Source organism: Thermodesulfovibrio yellowstonii DSM 11347, from assembly GCF_000020985.1.
Lineage (GTDB): Bacteria > Nitrospirota > Thermodesulfovibrionia > Thermodesulfovibrionales > Thermodesulfovibrionaceae > Thermodesulfovibrio > Thermodesulfovibrio yellowstonii.
Map to the genome: position 1 here is coordinate 729719 of NC_011296.1, position 17980 is coordinate 747698.

Consider the following 17980-nt stretch of genomic DNA (forward strand, 5'->3'; position numbering starts at 1 on the left):
TTCTTAACCTCCATTATTTCCAAATTCCAAGTCCTTTAAGCAATGCTCTTAAGCCTGCAAAAAGAAGCATTGCAATAACAATATATCTAACTATCTTTGGTTTAGCTACGGCAAGGATTCTCACTCCAACTACTGAACCAAGCATTATACCCACAATACTCGGAGCAACCATCATTGGTAGAACCGCACCATTGTTAAGATAAATCCATGCTGCAGATGTATCTGTGATTGAGAGAAGAAATTTACTTGTAGCAACAGAGACTTTTAATGGTGCTCCCATTAAAAGATTCAAAACTGGAACATTTGCCCATCCAGCACCAAGTCCAAACATACCTGCCATTATTCCAATGGCGATGAAAAGAACAAGAGCTTGTGGAGTTCTATGCACTTTCCACTCAATCTCTTTTCCTGTTGATATTTCGTGATATATACCATTTATTTTTAGTGCCTGTGAAAGAGCATCTGCTTTCTTAACTTCAGGATATTCAGATTTTTTTGCAAGAAGCATTATTGCTACAATCATAAGAATTGTTGCGCCCAAAGCAATATTGACAATGTTAGGCGGAAGAGCAAGTCCTATCATAGCACCAACTATGGCAGAAGCTGAAGCAATAAGAGCGAGAGGTATTGCTAACCTTAAATCTGCAAAGCCTCTTTTTAAGAGTCCCGGTCCTGCAGCAAGGGCACCTGCCAGGGCAACAAAAAGTCCAGCACCTCTTACAAAATCCATATTAAACGGGAAGAAACCACCAACTATTGGAACAAAAAGAACACCGCCTCCGACTCCACCTAATACAGCCAAAACTCCGAGTATAAATGTAACAACAAACAAAATAAGGGGCCATGCCCACCATGGCATAGAACTGTCTGAAGGAGTTATTGTATCAGCAAAAACTGGCGAAACAGCAAGCAGAGAAAAGACTAAAAGAATAAGCAAACTCAGAGACCTTATGTTCATTCTAACCTCCTAATGTTTTAGATGTAAGATTATAAAATTATTACATAAATGAATGGGAAAAAGGTTATTATAATTTTTTATAGCCAGATAATTTATAATTGCTTTACATTTTTTTGCAGTTTTTTTATTATTATGTAAAGAACGAGACTGTTCAATAATTAAGGGTCATCCCGAGGGCTTTGCCCGAGGGATCTCTTCCTTTAACCGAGGAGATTCCTCGTCGCTAACACTCCTCGGAATGACACTTTGATTGTCACCCTGAGCGTAAGCAAAGGGTTTCCTCCTTTGGAGGCGAGGAATGACAGTTAGAGGTAATTAAGAGATCTAAGGACTTGTGGTTCATTGATTTTCAATAAACTACAAGTTTTTGAACAGTCTCTAAAGAATATCCAGGAGGTAAAAATGGGAAGGCAGATGAGAGTTTTACTTGTAGATGATGAAGTAGAGTTTGTAAAAACTCTTGCCAAAAGACTTGAGATGCGGGAACTTAAACCAGATACAGCATACAGTGGTGAGGAAGCAATAAAATATGCAGAAGAACAGGAACCAGATGTTATTGTTCTTGACTTGCGCATGCCCGGAATGGACGGAATTGAGGTTTTAAGACAGATCAGACAGGCATATCCAACAACGCAGGTTATTATTCTAACTGCTCATGGAACAGAAAAAGATAAGGAAGAAGCAGAAAAACTCGGAGCTTATGAATTTTTGAGAAAACCCGTTGATATTGAAACTTTAATGGACAAAATCAAGGGTGCTTATCAGAGAAAGCTTGAGCTTACAATGTCTGCAATTGCCTTTGCTGAAGAGGGTGAATTTGACACAGCAAGAAAAATAATGGAAAACAAGGAAGAAAAATAATTTAAATAGGTATTTCTATAGTAACTGTTTTATCGTTGCATGTAATTTTTATATTGGTAAGTAATAGTATTTCTTGAACTGTTGAAATTTGCCATATTTCTTGTGTGATATTTTCTGTAAACTCGCCCTCATATTTTACTGTTAATCTGATGAAGCCATTTTCTTTGTTAGCTGTTACAATGATATTTGTATCAGGTTTAGATTTCTTCAAAAAGCTATCTACTGCATAAAATATTGCAAATTCCAGTATAAATGGTGAATTTTCAATATCAGGTAGGGATGAGGGTAAATCATATTTTAAAGAGACTTTTTTTCTATTGGAATATCTTTTGAGTAATTCAAATAATTCCTCAATAGCAGAGTTTAATTTAAAGGAGCTTTTAAGATTGTCCATTCTGTGAGCGAATCTGTTGAAATAGTTGATAAAATTTACACTTTTGTTTATTTGATTTTCAATTGCCTCAAGACTTTCAATAACATAGGGCATTTCTTTTTTATCAATAGATTTTTTGCCTTTACATATATCACTGATTAAACCTGCAGATTCTTTTATTAAAGCAAGATGATTGTTGATTTCATGGGTAAAATCTGCGATAATCTTGCCTACAAAAGCTAAGGGTCTTTCAATCATTCCATTTCCTCCTTTTTTAGCTTTGCGCTGTTAATTTTTGATACTAACTCTTCAATATCAACAGGTTTTATTAGATAGTCAAAAGCACCATTCTGTAAACTTTTGTTTATTCTTTCATTATCACCGTATCCTGAAAGCATAATTACCTGAATAGAAGGATTTATTTCTTTTATCCTTTTTAATACTTCAAGTCCATCTGTATCCTGTAGTCCTATATCAAGGATAATAACATCAGGTATTTGCTTTATAAATGTAATGGCTTCGGAAAAACTGGTTACTCCGTTTGCATCATATCCTCTAAGATTTAGTCTTTCAGCTAAGGTTGTAACTAATTCCTGTTCATCATCAATTATTAACAATTTGGCTTTTTTCATGTAATTTCCTCCATTTCAGGATTGACAGGCATTTCTATTGAAAAGATGCTACCTTTACCAACTTCACTCATTACTTTAATATCACCACCAAGTTTTTTTATTATTCCATAGGAAATATATAAACCCAATCCAGTGCCTTTTTTCTTTGTAGTATAAAAAGGTTCAAAAATATGCTTAAGACGATCCTTCGGAATCCCTGGACCGTTGTCTTTAATTGATATTTTTATGTGATTATCGTCAATAAGCTTTGTTTTTATCTCTATTTGTCCTCCTATATCAACCACGTCAACAGCGTTATTTATTATGTTTAATAATACCTGCTGTAATTGCCCTTTATCTGTTGTAATCTTGGGCAAATTTTCTTCAAAATCGTAAACTATTTTAATTCCTTTAGCTTGAATTTCTTTTTCTATAAATCCAATTACTTCCTGTATTGCTTCGTTTATATAAAAATCTTCTCTTGCTTTATCTATCTTTTTAGAAAAGCTTAAAAGTCTGTGAGTAATTGTCCTGCACCTTGTAACACTATCCTGTATTGAACTTATAAGCTGAATAAATCTTTCTTTATTTTGAGATATGTCTCCATACTCCAGTAAGTCTTTCATTAACCCTGCTTTCTCATTTATAATTGCCAGAGGATTGTTTATTTCATGGGCAACTCCGGCAGCAAGCCTTCCTATGGATGCAAGTTTATCAGCATGCTCAGCATTTGCTATTGCAATTTCTCTTTCGTGGTCAGCTTTATGCACTCTGTTAACAAGACTATTTATTGAACTTGTTATTACAAAAAAAATCAGTGCAATACTGAAAATACTTATTAAGGTAACTTCTTTTGTAAAAAAGGAGGGAATTTTTTCATAGGGTTTTGAACATATTGTTGTTACAAGTATCCATGGAGTTTCTTTAATAGTTCCATATGCTATGTATGCCTGTTTTTTGTTTAGTTCTATATCATAAATCTTTATATTTTTGCTGTCTGCTTCTATGTTTAGAAAAGGAAGTTTTAAAGATTCAAGAGCATTACCAAAAAGCTTTGAATTGGTCTGAAGTATTTTGTTTCTATTTATAAGAAAAACATCATCCTGAGAACCAAGTTCAAGATTTGCTACTAATCTCTGTAAAATATCCATATTTATGGATACCCTTAAAAGTCTAAAATCGCTATTGGAAGGTAAATCTTTTTTTATAATTATTGAGAAATGTGGAATTTTTCTGTATCCAAGAAAAACATCTGTTACATATTCTGTCCTTAATGTCATATCTTTAAACCATTCTGTCTGAGAATAATCTTTGCCTTTCAGTTGATAGGGTCCTACATATAAAGTTTGTATACCTTTGCTATTAACTATTCCCATATCAACAATCCCTTCAAACTCTCTTTTGAAGTCAGAGTAAATCTTATAAAATTTCTTTTCATTGGTAAAATAGTCTTCGGGATAGGAACTTATAATAAATTTAAGAGCAGAAATTCTCTCAGAAATAAAAAATTCAAGGGAATGTCTTGTTTCCTGCATCTGCCATTTCAGATTATTTCTAAATTCGTCATGAACTATTTGATATATCCATAAATAGGTAATAGTTACTACAATACCAAGGGGAATAATGGCAAAAAATGTGTTAAGCAAAATAAGTCTGAATTTAAGATAAAAATATCTATCTTCGGTAAGTTTTGTTAGAAATTGTCTGAGAGGATTAAACATTTTTTAAATTATAGCAGATTTTAGAAATAAGGGGAAATTAATTTTCAATCCCGTAATTTTTTAATTTTCTCCAAAGTGATACTCTGTCAATTCCAAGGATTTGTGCTGCCACTGTTTTATTATTACCCACTTCTCTTAAAATCCATTTTATATACTCCTTTTCCAGTTCTTCTAAGGACATAAATTTACCTTCTTTTTTGGTAAATACCTCTATTTTTAGTTCTTTTAAATCCTGTGGAAGGTGTTCAACGTCAATTTGTGAGGAATTACATAGGACAACAGCCCTTTCTATGATATTTTCAAGCTCTCTCACATTTCCCGGGTATTCGTAGTTAACAAGAAGATTAATTGCTTCTTCTGAAACCCCAGTTATTTCCTTTTTCATGAGTAAAGAGTATTTTTTTGAGAAATAGGCAACTAAGAGAGGAATGTCATCTTTTCTTTCTCTTAAGGGAGGTATTTCTATATTAACAACATTTAATCTATAGTAGAGGTCCTCCCTGAATTTTCCATTTTTGACTTCCTCTTTAATGTCTCTGTTTGTTGCTGCTATGAATCTCACATCAACTTTTATTGGCTCAGTTGCACCAAGTCTGAAGAACTCTCTCTCCTGAATCACTCTTAAAAGTTTAGCCTGCATGGTTAAGGACATCTCTGTTATCTCATCAAGAAATAAACTGCCTGAGGATGCCATTTCAATTAAGCCTTTTTTTAGAGCATTAGCTCCTGTAAATGCTCCCTTTTCATGTCCAAAAAGTTCATTGCTGAGAAGTTCTTCAGAGAAGGCTCCACAATTTACTGCAAGAAAAGGTCCTTTTTTTCTTAAGGAATTCAGATGAATATATCTTGCAAAGAGTTCTTTACCTGTTCCGCTTTCTCCAGTAATAAGAACATTGCAATCGGTTGGTGCAATCTGACGGGCTATTTCAAGAAGTTTTAACATTTTGCTATTCTGGGTAATTATGTTGACTTTTTCGTGAAAATCAAGTTGTTGGCGAAGCTGTTTTACCTCTTTCTTCAGCTTCACTTTTTCAGAGGCTTCCAGTATAATCTTGCGAATGATGTCTAATTTAAAAGGTTTTGCAATGTAGTAGAAAGCTCCTTGTTTCATTGCAGTAACAGCATTTTCAACAGTAGCATATCCTGTTATCATAATGACCTCTGTATCAGGATAAAGAGCTTTACACTTTCTTAATATTTCAAATCCATCAACTTTCTCCATTTTAATGTCAGTTAATACAATATCAAACTCCTGCTTTTCAATAAGTTTTAAAGCTTCTACTCCACTGTCAGTACCTGTAACATCGTATCCTTCTTTCTTTAAGACGTGTTCAAGATTTTTTAAAGTTATTTTTTCGTCATCTATGACAAGAACTTTAATCATTTCCATTTCTTGGAAGCATTATTATAAAAGTCGTTCCTTTACCTAAAGTGCTATCAACACAGATGCAACCATTGTGGTCTTTAATCAATTCCTGCGCTATAAACAATCCCAACCCCGAGCCTTTGTTTTCCTTTGTGGTGAAAAATGGCTCAAATATTCTAAGTAAATTTGCTGTATCTATTCCGGGACCAGTGTCTTTAATTTCAATACAGATAAACTCCTTATTGCATGGCATTTCACCAATGCATTTTCCTTCTTCCTTTAAAATGAAATATCTATCAAATGCTTCCTGACTGTAAGAATAAGCTTTTATGCTTACTTTTCCCTCTTCTCCTGATGCCTGTATGGCATTCTTAATGATATTGATGAGAACTTGTTGGATTCTTTGTTTGTCCGCATAGATTGAAAGATTATCCTCTATATCAACGGATAGTTTTACTTTTGTAGGTATTTCTCCTTTAATTAAAAGGATTGTGTCATCTATTAACTTGTTGGCAGGAATATTTTCTTTTGTCAGTTCCTTTCTTCTTGAAAAATCAAGAACTGTTCTTATGATATTTTTAGCTCTCTCTGTCTGTGATTCAATTGCCTGAAGAAGTTCTTTTTTATATTCCATATCTGAATCTTCAATTTCTTCAATCAATATCTGACAGGAAGTTGAAATATTTGATAAGGGATTGTTAAGCTCATGGGCAATTCCTGACAAAAGAGTGCCAAGAGAAGAAAGTTTCTCTGCCTGTATAAGTTGCTTTTGTTTTGACTCAAGTTCTTTGAGGAGTTTATTAAAGGCATTGACAAGGGATATAATCTCTTTGTCATGAGATTTAGTCTGAATTTGATATACCTTCCCTTCTGCTAACTCTTTTATCTGACTTTCAAGATGTTTCAATGTTCCAGAAATAAGTTTTGTAAAACCTAATCCAAAAAAAATAAAGGGAATAACAAAAAATATAATTATCACAAAAATGCTATATTTTAAAATGTTATTCAGACTGTCTTTTATTATTTTGCGTTCAGTAGTTTTAATATTTTCTGCAATATGTGTAAGGAGTTTGCCTTTTTCTCTAATTGATTTTTCAAGCGCATAGGCAGAGGGTGAGTTAATTTTTCCCTTTAACTGTAACATCAATTCTTCATAACTTTGAAGAGTTTCAGAAAATTCTTTTATTGCATTTTCTATTTTCAACCCTTCAAATTTGTTATTTTTTATGAAATCTTTGACATTTTTTATATATTCCAGATTTTCATTGTAGTCTGATTCGTTTTTATAGAGAAAAAAGTTTTTTTCAGTTCTTCTAATTTCCTGCATTGTTTCAAATAAGTTTGAGATATTTTCCTCAAGCTCTATCTTTTGTTTAACTATCCATACATCAGACAAAAGAATCATTGACAATCCAATGGTCACAGCTATTCCTGAAATATAAAAAAGCATAATCTTCTGTGCAATACTTTTAGGAAACATAGTATAATTTAAATTAATTGCATTGCAAAATGCAACGGATAGTTAATTTTTGAAACAAGCTCGATTAATCTCAATAGTTAATTTTTCAGAAAAGAACATCAATTTATTTTTTGGCATAAAAAATGCAAAAAGGCAAAGCAGACCTTTATTAAGATATATTTAGGGCATTTTCATTAATATATGAGGAGGTTTTGTTATGAGGGTTAAGGACATTAAAATGGGTTTTCGTCTCGGATTGGGTTTTGGGGGTATTCTTTTTATTACTGTTATTATTGTCTTTATCGGTTTATTTAATGTCCAGAAGGTACAAGCTTTGCTTTTCAGGGTTGTGAATGGTGATGTTAAAAAGCTGGAAATAGCTGAAAATATGAAAGAAATAATTCAAGAAGAAGCTATTGATTTGAGAAATATTCTTTTACTTAAAAATTCAACCGAGAAAGAAATGAATGTAAAAAAAGTAAACTCAGAAAAGGAGAAATTTAGGGAACTTCTTTCAGAACTCAAAAAACAGTGTAGTAGTAGCGAAGCAAAGACATTACTACAAAAGATTGAAGAGGATTGCAAGACAAGAGAAATTTTGATAAACAAAAGCATTCAGCTTGCTCTTGATAATAAAACAGTAGAAGCGGCCAATCTCCTTGAAAAGGAGCTTAGGGATGTAGGTAAAAAATGCAGAGACGATATAAATGGTCTTCTTACTTATATAGATGATAAGGAAAATAAAGATATACAGGAGGAGGATAAAGTATTTCGCAAGGAGCGAAACATAGAGTTTGCTCTCAGCGGAGTGGCTGTAATTTTCGGTATAGCATTTGCATTTTATACCATCAAAGGAATTACCAGTCCTGTTTCAGAATTGAAAGAAAAACTTTCAAGAATTGCCGAGGGGGATTTCATTGTAGATATAAAATCTGACAGAAAAGATGAAATCGGAGAACTTCTCAATTCAGTAGATTCAATGAGGTTAAAGCTCAAGGAAAATATGCTCAGAATTCTTGACGCCTCCAATCAACTCTCTTCTGCTTCTGAGGAGCTATCTGCTACGGTTCTTCAAATGGCAAAAAGGGTAGATGAGCAGGCAACAAAGACAAATCAGGTGGCAACAGCAAGCACAGAAATGTCTCAGACTGTTCTGGATATTGCAAAAAATGCATCAAATATTGCCTCTGCAGCTACAGATGCATTGAATGTTGCAGAGGAAGGCAAAGATGTGGTAAATAGGACTGTTACTGAGGTCAAGGAAATAGCAAATAAGGTTTCAGAAACCTCCTATGTTATTCAGTCTCTTGGAGAACAATCAAAGCAGATAGGAGAGGTTGTTAATATGATAAAAGAAATCGCTGACCAGACAAATCTTCTTGCTCTCAATGCAGCAATTGAAGCTGCAAGGGCAGGGGAGCAGGGAAAAGGTTTTGCAGTAGTTGCTGATGAGGTCAGAAAGCTTGCTGAAAGGACAACAAAAGCAACAGAACAGATAAGTGAGACTATAAAAACTATACAGAATGAGACGGTTGTTGCTGTATCCGCAATGCAGGAAAGTCTTCAAAAGGTGGAAACAGGAGTTAGCCTTTCAAAAGAGGCTGAAAATGCATTGCTCAAGATAGTCAACAGTGTTAATAGCCTTCAGTCTATGGTTCAACAGATAGCCTCAGCAACAGAGGAGATGTCTATGGTCTCCGAACAGATAAGCGGTGACATCGCTGTTGTGGCAGATGTTTCAAAGGAAACAGCATTGGCTTCTGAACAGATTGCCCAAGCATCTCAAGACCTTGCAAAGTTATCTATGGATTTAAAAAATATTGTCAGTCAGTTCAGAATGGAGTAAGCCATGAAATTCTCTCATCTTAGCATAAGAACTAAGATATTCCTGTCGATTATAATTGTAGTTCTTGTAGTATTCATAGACACTTTTTATATCACTTTTTACAAGAGTGAACAGGCAATTGTTAAGCAGGCAAAGGAGGATAATCTGCAACTTCTTAGTAACTGGATTTTAAACATCAATAATGAGATAACTTACACTGAAAAAATAATGGACTTAATTGCTATTGAAATTGACAAGGATAAAAATTTAGAGGAACAAGTTGAGATAATTAAAAAGAAATGCAGCAGGTTTTATGCATTTTTCGCATTTGATTCTAACGGCGGAATTGTTTTTAGCTCTGACCATAGTAAGATTGATTTCAATCCTTCAATGGTTTATAAATCTTTAAAAGATGGATATCCGGAGTTTCTTAATTTAAAAAAATCTTTTATATTTGCACCTTCTAATTCGGCATTAAGGGATTATGTATTTGTTTTTACACCCTTCATAAAGATAGGAGATGACGAAAATAGGAAAAATGTAGTTATAGCGGGAGCTATAAAAAAGGACTATCTGTTTAGAGAGCTTAAGGAGTTTTCTAATTCAAATCCCGAAGGCTCAGAATGGATTATTTCAGAGAGGGGAAATATCATCTGGGGAAGAGATAAGACATTAATTGGTAAAAGACTTCAGGAAGTTCAAAATTATTTTCATGTAAACATAGATAAGCTACATGAATCTCTACTTCAAAGGAAAGAAGGGGCGATTTCTTATGAGTGGCAGGGGAAAACAAATCTTATAGTATATAAACATATGGAAAATCCTGACTGGAGCATTGTTTTAGTTTTCAATAACATCCTGAGTATAGAAACATTGGAGAAACTTAAAAAATATCTAATAGGTATTGTTTTATTTAACATGTTTTTTGCACTAGTTCTGGCAAAACTTTTAGCTCAAGGAATTACAAAGCCTATAGAAGGGCTTATTAAAGAGGCATCTAAACTTGAAAGAGGTGATTACAATCTCTCACTTCCAGTACATAGAAAAGATGAAATCGGTGTTCTCGCAAAAGCTCTTAAAAAAGCCATAGAGGAGATACAGAGAAGGCAAGAAGCTGAGAAAAATCTTCAATTTCAACTCTTAAATGAGCATAAACTTGCTGAAGTGGGACAGCTTGTAGCAGGATTGGTTCACAATCTCAATAATCCATTGAATGGAATTCATGGTTTTGCTCAGTTGCTAAAGATGAAAAATTCTGATAATGCTGAAATGTGTGATATGATTCTTTCTGCTACTGAAAATATGAAAAATATTATAAAAAATGTTTTAAGCAAAACTCGCTTAGAACAATCAACACAGGAAATTCCAGTAGATTTAAATAAAGTATTATCTGTTGAACTTGATTTTCTTCAGGCAGACATGTTTTTTAAACATGAGGTTGAAAAATTTATTGAATTGGATAAGTCTTTACCTTTAATAAAAGGAGTTTACAGCGATTTCAGCCAGAGTTTCAGTAATATAATTAAGAATGCTCTTGATGCAATGCGAAATACAGATAAAAAGAAATTAACTGTAAAAACATACTTTGCAGACAATTATATACATGTACAAATTAGTGATACTGGGGAAGGAATTCCTGAAAAAAATATAAAATATATATTTGAACCATATTTTACAACTAAACGTTATATAGAAGAAGGGCAGGAAAGCAGACCTGCAGGCACAGGACTTGGTTTGTACATGGTACAAGAACTTTTGAAGAAATACAACGCAGAATATGATATCCAGAGCAAAGTTGGAGAAGGAACAACTTTTACAATTAAATTCCCCTATGCAAAGCAGAATAATAGACAAGTATAAAAATATTTTGTGACAATATGAAAAATCAAAGTTATTCAGTAAGAGGCTGTTCAATTATTAAAGGTCATTCCGAGCACCCTCAATGGGTGCGAGGAATCTGAGTCGTAGGTCCACCCTGAGGCAAAGCCGAAGGGTCGCCTCCTTAAATCGGAGATAAGGAGATTCATCGCAGACCCTTCGCCTACGGCTCAAGACTCGCTTCGCTCGGCTCGGAATGACAGATGGAGGTAATTGAAAAATTTTAGAGCTTGTAATTTATTGAATTTCAATAGGTTACAAGTTTTTGAACAGTCTCCAGTAAAAAAGGGAGGGGTAAATGTCTGAAAGCACCAATGATTTTAAAAATGTATCAAAACATATTTTACCAACATCCTCAAATCTACTGGGTTTGTGTTTTATATTAATCAGTTTTCTCAAACTATGGAAAATGGACAAAAAGATTGACTTTATTCTTGATATTTTCGTTGGAATAGCTATAACACTTTTCCTTCTCTCAAGCATATTTTCCTATATGTCCATGCGTGCGAGAAAAAAGTCATTATTTTATGAAAAAATAGCTGATGTAATTTTCCTCATAGGTCTGTTTTTTATAACACTTATTTCATTAATGATAACCTTTGAATTGCTATAAAAGGCTGTTCAATTACTGACTGTCATTAATATGCATAGATGGAGGAGATTCCTCGTCGCTAACGCTCCTCAGAATGACAGACTTGGAGTGTTTCTGAATTAGACAGAGGGGCGATTGAAATATAGTTTATATTTTAGTAACTTTTTAGAAATTACAGTCCTTTGAGTATTATGATTGCCATAGGCAAGGGGGGCACGTTAAAGTAGTATTGTAAAAGTGATAGAGCTGAAAGGTCTTATAGGGCATGTTCCATACTTAGGTCTTTTTCTTCTCCTCATACTTGGGGGTATCGGCTTGCCTTTTCCAGAAGATGCTACGCTAATTCTTTGCGGCTTTTTAATCTCAACGGATGTGATAAAACCTGTTCCTGCTTTGCTCGTTGTTTATTTGGGAGTATTATTTGCGGATGTTTTTCTATATTTTGTTGGTAAAAAATATGGTCGCATGATTGTTACTCATAGGAAATTTAAGAAAATATTGACTTCTGAAAGACTTGCATGGCTTGAAGATAAATTTAGTAAGTGGGGAGTTATTATTATCCTTTTGGGAAGGCATATTGTTGGACTAAGGGCTCAAATAATCATTGTATCTGGCGTAATGAAACTCCCCTTTTTAAAATTCCTGATTGCCGATGGAATATCGTCATTATTTACGATTGCTCTCATGGTTGGAGCAGGATACATGGGAGGCAATAGCTTACAGATCATAAAAAATGACATAACAAAAATTGAACATATAGGAATTTTGCTGGCTGTAATCGGACTTGCAGGATATGTAATTTTTAAATATTTTAAATCACTCTATCGCAAAAAACCTGAAAAAATTTAATTTTTTAAATCAGAATAAGCGCCTCTTGTCCATTTTTCAAAAAATTCATCAAAAAACTGATCCATAGCTTTTGTCTTACCAGTAGAAAGATGTCCATAAAGAAGTGATAACTGTTTTCTTGCCTCTGACTTTGGCTCTCCGTCAACTACAACTTTCCACATTGCCGCAACCAGTCCTGATCTGTCTGCACCAGACTTACAATGTATTAAAACAGGACGTGGTGCAGATTTGAAAATCTCAATTAATTTGCGAACCTCTTCATCAGTAAGCTCACGTGTTGCTGAAAGAGCAATATCATAATGTTTAACATTTAGCTCTGAACTTACTTGTAGTTCTTCTATATACCAGGCAGCATTAGGATTTTTCCCACGAAGATTCAGTATGCTTTTAATGTTATATTTTTTGATGTAGTATTCAAGTTCGTCTCTGTCAAGCTGAGCTGACCTGTAAGCTTCTCCGGGAGTAATTATGTGAAAATTGCCCTGTTCTTCCAGGTACAGATGAAGACAAAGTAGTAAAATAGTTAAAGATGAGATGAATATGAGAATAAGTTTAACCCTGAACGACATTTTTGCCTCTCTCCAGATATATGCTTACTGTAGTTCCTTCCCCAATTCTGCTTTTTATCTCCATTTTTCCTCCATGCAATCTCACGATTTCCTTACAGATACTCAATCCAAGTCCTGCTCCTTTAATCCCTCCTGAACGAGCCTTATCTATCCTGTAGAAACGGTCAAAGACCTTATCCAAATCTTCCTCAGGCATGCCAACACCTGTATCTTTTACCTCAATGAGAGCATAATCTTGGTTTTCTTTGATATAAATGTCTACTTTCCCTTGTTGAATGTTATATTTTATGGCATTATCTACTACGTTTGTAAAAAGCTCAAGTAGAGATGCTCTATCTCCGAAAGTTGTAAGCTGCTCATATCCATGAATAGATATCTTGATATCTTTTTGCTCTGCAAGGGGATTTAAAAGTTTCACCACATCCTTAAGGATTGAATATAAGTTTATCTCTTCAAATTTAAGCTCTGCTCTGTCAGAACTTAAACGAGCAAGCATGAGTAGTCTTTCTATCATATTGAGCATAATTTTAGCTGCATCCTTAATAGCAATAAGGGCATTTTTGTATTCTTCTGTGCTTCTTTCTCTTCTTAAAGTAATCTCACTATGGCTTAGAATTACTGACAGCGGTGTTCTTAGCTCGTGGGAAGCATCACTTACAAACTGTTTCTGTCTGTTAAATGCCCTTTCAAGGCTATCAAAGGTCTGGTTAAAGGAAGAGGCAAGTCCTTTAAGTTCCGATGGGATATTTTTTTCATCTACTCGCTCGGAGAGATTAGATTCTGAAATTCTGCCTATGGACTCAGATATTTTCTTGACCGGAGTAAGAGCTTTCTTCGCAATAAGGAAACCACCGAATGTAGAGATAACCATCAAAGCAAGTATGGACAGAGACAGAATCCTTCTATAATCCTCAAGAAGCTCAACTCTACCGTCTATATTCTCTGCACATTGTATGACAAGGTTTGAGATGGGGAAATTGACGACTCTTACTGGTTTTTTATTTAGATAGATAGTTTTAAAACTTATTTGCTCCTCTCCTTTTTGAAAGGGAAGTTCAAGATTTTTAAGAGATGCAGATTTTTCAACTGTTGTGCCATCAAGTTTTCTAATCTGAAAGAAATATCCTGATTTCTGAGAGCTATACTCCCACATGAGCTCATCGGAAAATTTAAATTCCCTTCCATCTTCACTTATCAGAGTTGCCAGAGCCTTTGCCCTTGAAAGGAGGCTTGAATCAATAGAGTCATAGATTATTTTTTCAAGACTAAGATAAAGAAACAAACCAAGAGCAAATAAGCTTAAGGATATAATGATTAAGTAGAAGATTATGATTTTTGCCTTTATAGATGAAAACATTTTTATTCCTTCAGGATGTATCCCGCACCGCGCACAGTATGGATGAGTTTTTTGCCAAATTCTCTGTCTATCTTGTTTCTCAAACGATTTATGAATACATCTATGACGTTGCTGTCAAAGTCTGAATTTTCATCATAAATGTGCTCTATGAGTTCAGTTCTGCTCAGCACCTTATTTTTATTTATAGCCATATACTCAAGCAGAGCATACTCCTTTGGCGAAAGTGAGATTTGCTTTCCTCCTCTCATTACCTCATGAGTTGCCATGTTGATAACAAGGTCATCAATTTCAATAATTGAAGCTTTTATATCAGAGCGTCTTCTTAGCAGTGCTCTTATACGTGCCAGAAGTTCTTCAAAAGAAAAAGGTTTTGTGAGGTAATCATCAGCACCACTATCAAGTCCTGATACTTTATCCATAACAGTGTCTTTTGCTGTGAGCATCAAAACAGGAGTTTTGAGCCCTGCTTTGCGAATTTTCCTGAGAATAGTCATTCCATCAACAATCGGTAGCATTATATCAAGAATTATCAGGTCTGATGGTTGATTTTCTGCCATGAAAAGCCCTTCCTCACCATCATATGCCACATCTACAGCATAACCTTCCTCTTCAAGCCCCTTCTTTATAATGTCCGCAAGTGATTTTTCATCTTCCACAATCAATATACGCATAATTTATTTTAATCCTTTCATCCTTCTTAAAGCGATAAGCATAGAGACAATTCCGATTAAAAAAGGCTCGCCTATAGCTACTGGAAGCACATTATTCGGATTGAGCCTAAGTATCTTGTTTATTTCAAGACGTGACATCGTGCTGCTTATTGGAATGTCATCATTTTTATCCACAACTGTTATATAAACTAAGTAACTTCCTGAGTCGATCAATCGCATGAACCATTTGCCCTCATATGTTCCATGAGGCGGAATTGAGTCTATTTTGATTGCTTTATTAGCACTCCAGTCCTCAAGATCCATAGGCGATTCCTTTCCCTGAGTGACATTAATCACGGAGATGTAAGCAATGATATTATTAACTGCCTTGTCTGAGTTATTGGTTATCGTTCCTGTATATGTTATTTTGTCTCCCATATTTGCCTGAATGGATCCCGGCTTAATGGAGATCTCGATACTGCTTGCTGCATATGCATAATTCGCAGAAATTACCAGAACAGCTAATGAAAGAGTTAATATTAATTTTTTCATTTTGCACCTCACATTTCCAATTTGGATATGCTTCTTTTTAAGAACCATAAAGACAGCACTGTATATCCGCAAATAATAGCAACTCTAACTATCTGATAGCTGAATCCCTGACTATCTATGACCACACTGTCAAAGGTATTGATAGCATCTGCAAAAGGATTTATGAGATCGAGTATTATGCCGAACCATGTCTTACGCAACACTGCAGAAAGAAAGATTGGTGCTCCTGCCAGCAGGAATATAAAAAAGGAGATGATAAGGGAATTTTTCATTGACTTTATTCTTGCTGAAAGCGAAATAGAAAAAGCAGAAAAAATAATGACAAGAAGCGTTCCAATAATTGCAAGATAAACAATGCCGATAAGGAGATTTTGCGCACCTTTGCCAACGACTAATAAATAAGGCAGGGAAATAGCAAAAATGACTCCCCAATTTATCAATATGCTTCCTAATTTTCCTCCTGCAATTTCCCTATTGTTTACAGGGCTTAGTAATAGTGCCTCCATTGTTCCTCTTTCTATTTCTCCAGCAAAGGCATCTGATCCGAGCACAAGTCCCATTAATATTCCGAGGGCAGTGATAAAATTCATGATCATATAAAGCATCTGTCCTTGATCAAGTAGGCTTAATTCATTATTAGTCAGAAACAGATAGCTCAGAATACTCAAGATAATTGATGTGAGGATATACCATAAAAAGCCCTTTGGAGTCAGGATGCTTTCCCTTATTTCTTTTTGCATAATGTAAGCTGTCTTCATAGAGTTCCCTCCTTTGTGGACATAAAGAATATATCTTCTATGCTTCCCTTCATATCTTTTACCTCAGCTGTCCAAACTATCTTTCCGTAATTGATAATGGCTATCTTGTTACAGAGCCTTTCCACATTATCTAACAGGTGAGTGGATAGAAAGATGGTGGTGCCGTGTTTGCGATTAAGATCTACTAACAGATCGTGAATATCTCTCCTGCCTTTTGGATCAAGTCCATTGGTTGGCTCATCAAGAAGCAGGAGTTTTGGCTTGTTGATAAGCGCTCGTGCAATGCCGAGCCTTTGCTTCATGCCGCGGGAATAACTGCGGATGAGGTAACCTTCCTTTCCATTTAATCCAACAGCCTCTAAAAGACTGTTGATTTCATGTTTTGACATCTTTTCTTCATAAAGCTTTGAGAAGAATTCAAGGTATTCATAGGCAGTCATCCATTCATAATAGCCATTGGATTCAGGGAGAGCATTGATAATTTTTTTTACCGTCATTGGTTCGTTGAAGACATTGTATCCGTTTATTATTACATTCCCCGAATCAGCTTTCATGATGCCAGTTAAGATGCGTATGGTGGTTGTTTTCCCTGCACCATTTGGTCCGAGAAATCCGAAAATATCACCTTCCTTAACACTAAAATTCAAGCCATCCAGTACTGTGTGGACATCATATTTTTTTACCAAATTTTCTACTTTTACAATCATTTGTCCCTCCGTTTTAAACAAAGGGGCGGAAACCCGCCCCTTTTATTACTATCTTTCCCTTTTTTCATTGTTATTGTCATGATCTTCTCTTTCATTGTCTTGGTCAGTATCAATCTTGAGAACTTTTCCATTTCCTGCATCAATCTTCACATCAGCGATAGTTTTATCAGCTTTAACAATCTCAACACCGTAGACAAGATAACCGTTTTCATTTTCAAGTTCTACCTTAAGCACCTTGCCTGGCACTTGCTTCAAGGCTGCGTTAACGGCATCATCCATAGAGATAGCCGCTTTCTCTGCAAATTTTGCCTCCTCCCTATCGCTCACTTTTATACTTCCAGCTATACCTGCCTGTTGAGCATATACAGCACCAAGAGCAATAAAACCTACAAGCAGAATGCCACCGATTAGCATTAATATTTTTTTCATCTCAATCACCTCCTTTCTTTTAAGTTTTGTAAGCATTCACGTTAGCTTACGATTTCATTTTATAAAATGGAAGATTACAGAAAGATGAACATTTTATCAGGTCGCATTTTTTATATGGTGATGCATTTTGTAACATTGAGTTTGAACCCTTAAAATAAAAAAAAACTAATAAATTCAACAGTTTCATATTTAAATGCTTGTTGGCATAAAAAATGCATTATCAAAAACAGAATCTTTCAAAGAGGAGGAATTTATGAAGAGGCTAAGAGATTTTTTAAACAGATTTTGTGATTATATGGCTGCTATTTCCTTTGCCGAGGCAGGAGAGTTTGATACAGCAAGAGAAATTTTAAGAGAGACAAACAGAGATAGACAGATAAAAAGACAGCGGACTACACAAGTAAAAAGATTTCAGATGAGAGCTTAAAAAGGGAAGGGGGATTAACTCCCTCTTCTGATTAAATT

At 34.8% G+C, this 17980-nt stretch carries 19 protein-coding genes; 6 read left to right on the forward strand and 13 right to left on the reverse strand.

Annotated elements, in window-relative coordinates; all coding sequences use genetic code 11:
• Positions 1 to 13 precede the first annotated feature (13 nt).
• Complete coding sequence (locus THEYE_RS03655; RefSeq protein ID WP_012546489.1) at positions 14 to 958, reverse strand: sulfite exporter TauE/SafE family protein; 945 nt, start codon at positions 956 to 958, stop codon at positions 14 to 16.
• 402 nt (positions 959 to 1360) lie between these two features.
• On the opposite strand from THEYE_RS03655, the gene THEYE_RS03660 reads away from it, so the two are divergent.
• The gene (locus THEYE_RS03660; protein ID WP_012545664.1) at positions 1361 to 1819 is read left to right on the forward strand and encodes a response regulator; all 459 of its coding nucleotides are present in this window, start codon (positions 1361 to 1363) and stop codon (positions 1817 to 1819) included.
• Position 1820: 1 nt separating this feature from the next.
• On the opposite strand, the gene THEYE_RS03665 is transcribed toward THEYE_RS03660, so the two are convergent.
• From THEYE_RS03665 to THEYE_RS03685, 5 genes are read right to left on the reverse strand one after another with little or no spacing between them, the layout of a single operon-like run.
• On the reverse strand, positions 1821 to 2450 hold the full coding sequence (locus THEYE_RS03665; RefSeq protein ID WP_012545260.1) for a sensor histidine kinase: 630 nt from the start codon (positions 2448 to 2450) through the stop codon (positions 1821 to 1823).
• Complete coding sequence (locus tag THEYE_RS03670) at positions 2447 to 2824, reverse strand: response regulator (protein ID WP_012545156.1); 378 nt, start codon at positions 2822 to 2824, stop codon at positions 2447 to 2449. Before THEYE_RS03670 ends, THEYE_RS03665 begins: the two co-directional genes overlap by 4 nt.
• Positions 2821 to 4524, reverse strand: a complete 1704-nt coding sequence (locus tag THEYE_RS03675) for a sensor histidine kinase (RefSeq protein WP_012545995.1) — start codon at positions 4522 to 4524, stop codon at positions 2821 to 2823. Before THEYE_RS03675 ends, THEYE_RS03670 begins: the two co-directional genes overlap by 4 nt.
• Before the next feature lie 37 nt (positions 4525 to 4561).
• Positions 4562 to 5908, reverse strand: coding sequence for a sigma-54-dependent transcriptional regulator (locus tag THEYE_RS03680; RefSeq protein ID WP_012545725.1), 1347 nt, complete (start codon positions 5906 to 5908; stop codon positions 4562 to 4564).
• The gene (locus THEYE_RS03685) at positions 5901 to 7370 is read right to left on the reverse strand and encodes a sensor histidine kinase (RefSeq protein ID WP_012546582.1); all 1470 of its coding nucleotides are present in this window, start codon (positions 7368 to 7370) and stop codon (positions 5901 to 5903) included. The genes THEYE_RS03680 and THEYE_RS03685 overlap by 8 nt, the downstream gene beginning before the upstream one ends.
• A gap of 196 nt (positions 7371 to 7566) precedes the next feature.
• On the opposite strand from THEYE_RS03685, the gene THEYE_RS03690 reads away from it, so the two are divergent.
• The 4 genes from THEYE_RS03690 to THEYE_RS03705 all read left to right on the forward strand — a co-directional run bounded on the left by THEYE_RS03690 (position 7567) and on the right by THEYE_RS03705 (position 12493).
• On the forward strand, positions 7567 to 9195 hold the full coding sequence (locus THEYE_RS03690) for a methyl-accepting chemotaxis protein (RefSeq protein ID WP_012545554.1): 1629 nt from the start codon (positions 7567 to 7569) through the stop codon (positions 9193 to 9195).
• 3 nt (positions 9196 to 9198) lie between these two features.
• On the forward strand, positions 9199 to 11034 hold the full coding sequence (locus THEYE_RS03695; protein ID WP_012546453.1) for a sensor histidine kinase: 1836 nt from the start codon (positions 9199 to 9201) through the stop codon (positions 11032 to 11034).
• Positions 11035 to 11350: 316 nt separating this feature from the next.
• The gene (locus tag THEYE_RS03700; protein ID WP_012546304.1) at positions 11351 to 11665 is read left to right on the forward strand and encodes a hypothetical protein; all 315 of its coding nucleotides are present in this window, start codon (positions 11351 to 11353) and stop codon (positions 11663 to 11665) included.
• A 216-nt stretch (positions 11666 to 11881) separates the two neighbouring features.
• Complete coding sequence (locus THEYE_RS03705; protein WP_012546050.1) at positions 11882 to 12493, forward strand: DedA family protein; 612 nt, start codon at positions 11882 to 11884, stop codon at positions 12491 to 12493.
• Here THEYE_RS03705 and THEYE_RS03710 read toward each other — a convergent pair.
• From THEYE_RS03710 to THEYE_RS03740, 7 genes are read right to left on the reverse strand one after another with little or no spacing between them, the layout of a single operon-like run.
• A complete protein-coding gene (locus THEYE_RS03710) occupies positions 12490 to 13062 on the reverse strand; it encodes a dual specificity protein phosphatase family protein (RefSeq protein WP_012546664.1) in 573 nt (190 codons plus the stop codon). The two genes, THEYE_RS03705 and THEYE_RS03710, sit on opposite strands and share 4 nt — an antisense overlap.
• Entirely contained in the window at positions 13046 to 14419 is a 1374-nt protein-coding gene (locus THEYE_RS03715; RefSeq protein WP_012545380.1) for a sensor histidine kinase, read from the reverse strand. Before THEYE_RS03715 ends, THEYE_RS03710 begins: the two co-directional genes overlap by 17 nt.
• A 2-nt stretch (positions 14420 to 14421) precedes the next feature.
• Positions 14422 to 15090 (reverse strand): response regulator, encoded by a 669-nt coding sequence (locus THEYE_RS03720; protein WP_012546325.1) that lies wholly within the window; start codon positions 15088 to 15090, stop codon positions 14422 to 14424.
• Positions 15091 to 15093: 3 nt separating this feature from the next.
• Complete coding sequence (locus tag THEYE_RS03725; protein ID WP_012545656.1) at positions 15094 to 15621, reverse strand: hypothetical protein; 528 nt, start codon at positions 15619 to 15621, stop codon at positions 15094 to 15096.
• An 8-nt stretch (positions 15622 to 15629) separates the two neighbouring features.
• Complete coding sequence (locus tag THEYE_RS03730) at positions 15630 to 16379, reverse strand: ABC transporter permease (protein ID WP_012546505.1); 750 nt, start codon at positions 16377 to 16379, stop codon at positions 15630 to 15632.
• Entirely contained in the window at positions 16376 to 17086 is a 711-nt protein-coding gene (locus tag THEYE_RS03735; protein ID WP_012546630.1) for an ABC transporter ATP-binding protein, read from the reverse strand. The genes THEYE_RS03730 and THEYE_RS03735 overlap by 4 nt, the downstream gene beginning before the upstream one ends.
• A gap of 48 nt (positions 17087 to 17134) precedes the next feature.
• Entirely contained in the window at positions 17135 to 17515 is a 381-nt protein-coding gene (locus tag THEYE_RS03740; protein WP_200855678.1) for a PepSY domain-containing protein, read from the reverse strand.
• Between the two features lie 253 nt (positions 17516 to 17768).
• Here THEYE_RS03740 and THEYE_RS03745 point away from each other — a divergent pair, with 253 nt between their 5' ends.
• Positions 17769 to 17942, forward strand: a complete 174-nt coding sequence (locus THEYE_RS03745; RefSeq protein ID WP_164924830.1) for a hypothetical protein — start codon at positions 17769 to 17771, stop codon at positions 17940 to 17942.
• Positions 17943 to 17980: the final 38 nt, after the last annotated feature.

Coding starts and splice junctions, on each gene's coding strand:
- THEYE_RS03745 (WP_164924830.1), top strand. CDS start 17,769: ATGAAGAGGCTAAGAGATTTTTTAAACAGATTTTGTGATTATATGGCT.
- THEYE_RS03655 (WP_012546489.1), bottom strand. CDS start 958: ATGAACATAAGGTCTCTGAGTTTGCTTATTCTTTTAGTCTTTTCTCTG.
- THEYE_RS03675 (WP_012545995.1), bottom strand. CDS start 4,524: ATGTTTAATCCTCTCAGACAATTTCTAACAAAACTTACCGAAGATAGA.
- THEYE_RS03670 (WP_012545156.1), bottom strand. CDS start 2,824: ATGAAAAAAGCCAAATTGTTAATAATTGATGATGAACAGGAATTAGTT.
- THEYE_RS03710 (WP_012546664.1), bottom strand. CDS start 13,062: ATGTCGTTCAGGGTTAAACTTATTCTCATATTCATCTCATCTTTAACT.
- THEYE_RS03690 (WP_012545554.1), top strand. CDS start 7,567: ATGAGGGTTAAGGACATTAAAATGGGTTTTCGTCTCGGATTGGGTTTT.
- THEYE_RS03730 (WP_012546505.1), bottom strand. CDS start 16,379: ATGAAGACAGCTTACATTATGCAAAAAGAAATAAGGGAAAGCATCCTG.
- THEYE_RS03725 (WP_012545656.1), bottom strand. CDS start 15,621: ATGAAAAAATTAATATTAACTCTTTCATTAGCTGTTCTGGTAATTTCT.
- THEYE_RS03680 (WP_012545725.1), bottom strand. CDS start 5,908: ATGATTAAAGTTCTTGTCATAGATGACGAAAAAATAACTTTAAAAAAT.
- THEYE_RS03715 (WP_012545380.1), bottom strand. CDS start 14,419: ATGTTTTCATCTATAAAGGCAAAAATCATAATCTTCTACTTAATCATT.
- THEYE_RS03695 (WP_012546453.1), top strand. CDS start 9,199: ATGAAATTCTCTCATCTTAGCATAAGAACTAAGATATTCCTGTCGATT.
- THEYE_RS03735 (WP_012546630.1), bottom strand. CDS start 17,086: ATGATTGTAAAAGTAGAAAATTTGGTAAAAAAATATGATGTCCACACA.
- THEYE_RS03720 (WP_012546325.1), bottom strand. CDS start 15,090: ATGCGTATATTGATTGTGGAAGATGAAAAATCACTTGCGGACATTATA.
- THEYE_RS03740 (WP_200855678.1), bottom strand. CDS start 17,515: ATGAAAAAAATATTAATGCTAATCGGTGGCATTCTGCTTGTAGGTTTT.
- THEYE_RS03685 (WP_012546582.1), bottom strand. CDS start 7,370: ATGTTTCCTAAAAGTATTGCACAGAAGATTATGCTTTTTTATATTTCA.
- THEYE_RS03660 (WP_012545664.1), top strand. CDS start 1,361: ATGGGAAGGCAGATGAGAGTTTTACTTGTAGATGATGAAGTAGAGTTT.
- THEYE_RS03700 (WP_012546304.1), top strand. CDS start 11,351: ATGTCTGAAAGCACCAATGATTTTAAAAATGTATCAAAACATATTTTA.
- THEYE_RS03665 (WP_012545260.1), bottom strand. CDS start 2,450: ATGATTGAAAGACCCTTAGCTTTTGTAGGCAAGATTATCGCAGATTTT.